Source organism: Actinomyces sp. Z5 (assembly GCF_003287795.1).
Lineage (GTDB): Bacteria > Actinomycetota > Actinomycetes > Actinomycetales > Actinomycetaceae > Actinomyces > Actinomyces glycerinitolerans.
Genome location: NZ_QMIN01000116.1, coordinates 1 through 2,586 on the forward strand (window position 1 = coordinate 1; position 2,586 = coordinate 2,586).

Sequence of the window (2,586 nt, forward strand, 5' to 3'; positions counted from 1 at the left end):
TCACCCCCAACAACCCACGAACTGTCACCGATGTCCTGACACAGAACTGTCACCGATGTCCTGAGACATAACAAACTCAACAACGGCGTGACGCTCAAGAATCGGCTCGTCGTGGCGCCGCTGACGATCTACGACTCGGGCGCCGACGGCGAGCTGACCGACGCCGCCCGCCGCTTCTGGAACGACCGCTTCAAGGGCTTCTCCCTGTTCATCGTGCCGTCCACGAATGTGGCGCCGGGCGGCATCGGCTTCGAGTCCCCCAACGCCTTCGACTCCCGGCACCTGGCCACGCTCAAGGAGTACGCGGACATCGCTCACGCCCAGGGGGCGCTCGCCGTCGTCCAGCTGGCCCATTCCGGGCTGCACGCCCGCAGGGAGATGACCCAGGGGCACGACGTCGTCTCCCCCACAACGGCTCCCTTCGCCGGCTCGCGGGCCATGACCGACGACGAGGTGCGCGGCCTGGTAGACGCCTACGCCCGCGCCACCGAGCTGAGCCTTGAGGCCGGCCTGGACGGCGTGGAGATTCACGGCGCGAACGGCTGGCTGGTGCAGCAGTTCTTCTCCGGCAACACCAACCTGCGCACCGACGACTGGGGCGGGTCGCGCGAGAAGCGGATGGCGCTGCCGCTGGCGGTCGTGGACGCCGTCGACGCCGTGCGCCGTCGGCACGACCGGCCCGACTTCATCGTGGGTTACCGCTTCTCCCCGGAGGAGCCCGGCGAGCGCGGCCTGACCATGGCGGACACCTTCGCCCTGGTCGACGCCCTGGTGGACAAGCCGTTGCAGTACCTGCACGTGTCCCTGTGGGACTTCTACAAGAAGGCGCGTCGGGGCGCGGACACCTCCCTGACCCGCATGCAGTTGCTGCACGAGCGCATCGGTGGGCGGATGCCGTTGATCGGCGTCGGCAACCTGTACACGGCCGACGACATGATTCGCGCCTGGGACACCGGCTGGGCTGAGCTGTTGGCCATCGGCAAGAGCGTCCTGCTCAACCCGCACCTGATCGAGCTGATCCGTACCGGCCGCGAGGACGAGATCGAGACGACCTTCGACTGGGACAAGGCCGACACCTACCGCTACACGCAGGCCATGCTGGAGGGTACCCGGATGGGGACCGACTTCTATCCGCGCTCCAAGCAGTTCAGCCCCCGCTACCGCAGCGAGGACTACTGAGATGCCGGGGCTGCGCCGCCCGCGCGCCCTGACGGTGACCACCCGGCGGGGCAGCGTGCTGGACGGGGCCCTGCTCCCGGCCCAGGCCGCGGACACGGTGGTGATCGCCATCACCGGCATCCACGGGAACTTCTACTCCAACCCCTTCTACGTCACCTTCGGGCGGACCCTCAACCGGGCCGGCATCGACTTCGTGTACGCGCAGACGAACGACGCCTTCAACGAGATCCCCGGCACCAACGCGGTGACGGGGCAGGAGGAGGTCATCGGCTCGTGGAACGAGGACTTCGCCTTCACCGACGAGGATCTGGGGGCTTGGCTGGACTACGCGGAGGCCGCCGGCTATCGGCGAATCATCCTGGCCGGGCACTCCCTGGGCGCCAACAAGGTCATCTACTACCTGGCGCGCCACCACGATGAGCGGGTGGAGCACTTCCTCCTGCTCAGCCCCGCGAACCTGCGCCACCTGACCAACCAGGTCACGGCGCAGGAGCGGGCCGTGGTGCGCGACTACGTCGACCGCGGCCTGGGGGAGCAGCGGCTGCCGTTCCCGCTCATGGGCTGGGTTCCCTGCCGCGCGGAGACCGCCCGCCAGTGGCTGTGCGACAACATCCTGGACAACGTGCACGTGGAGGCCGACGCCGACTTCAGTCAGGTGGCCGCCATGCGGCACACCGGCGCCATGCTCATCGGCACCTATGACCGGTTCACCTATGGCGACCCGGCGGGGTTCCTGGCGACGATCAACGATCACACCGCCGACCCGGAGGCGAACGAACTGGTGCTGATCCAGGGCACCGGCCACACCTACCAGGGCAAGGACCAGGAGGTCGCGGACGCCATCGTGCGTCTGGTGCGTGCCTGGGCCTGAGCGGTGCGACCCGGTGCGTAGGTACGGGTGCTTCGCACTGAAGTCGGCTGAAGTGTCCGGATTCGGGACAAACGGCGTTCGGAGCGACGTGGTCCGCTTGAGAGTCCGCATGATTTCAACGATCTTCAACGCCGTCACGGCAGCTGCCGGCGCGTTTGTCCCGGATCTTGACATTCCAGGCTCTCACCGTTTGTGGGGGTGGTGGTTCGGGCCCGCGGGTTGTTGTGGGGTGGTCGTGTTTGGGTGCGGGAGGACGACGTCGGGCTGGCGAGGTCGTGTTCGGCGGGTGCCGGCCTGTCGAACACGACCTTTTCATCCCCAAACCCTCCACATTCGGGAGGGTTTGGGGCCGATGAGGACGTTTTGGCCGCTCAGAGGTCGTTCTCGGGCGTATGAGGTCGTGTTCGGGTTGATGAGGACGTCGTCGGCGCCGTTGTGGGTATGGACGGTTCGTGCGTTCCGGTGACGGTTCGTCAGGTAGCAGCAACGGTTCGGCATGAACGACGACGGTTCGTACCTGTTATGTCTCAGGACAT

The 2,586-nt window shown here is 66.9% G+C and carries 2 protein-coding genes; both read left to right on the plus strand.

Annotated elements, in window-relative coordinates:
* Positions 1-87: 87 nt before the first annotated feature.
* Positions 88-1,179, plus strand: a complete 1,092-nt coding sequence (locus DRB06_RS15680) for an NADH-dependent flavin oxidoreductase (protein ID WP_220093043.1) — start codon at positions 88-90, stop codon at positions 1,177-1,179.
* A gap of 1 nt (position 1,180) precedes the next feature.
* A complete protein-coding gene (locus DRB06_RS15685; RefSeq protein ID WP_111820457.1) occupies positions 1,181-2,050 on the plus strand; it encodes an alpha/beta fold hydrolase in 870 nt (289 codons plus the stop codon).
* Positions 2,051-2,586: the final 536 nt, after the last annotated feature.

Bases quoted from the DNA above. Each gene is read 5' to 3' on its own strand.
- DRB06_RS15685 (WP_111820457.1), top strand. From the start codon at position 1,181: ATGCCGGGGCTGCGCCGCCCGCGCGCCCTGACGGTGACCACCCGGCGG.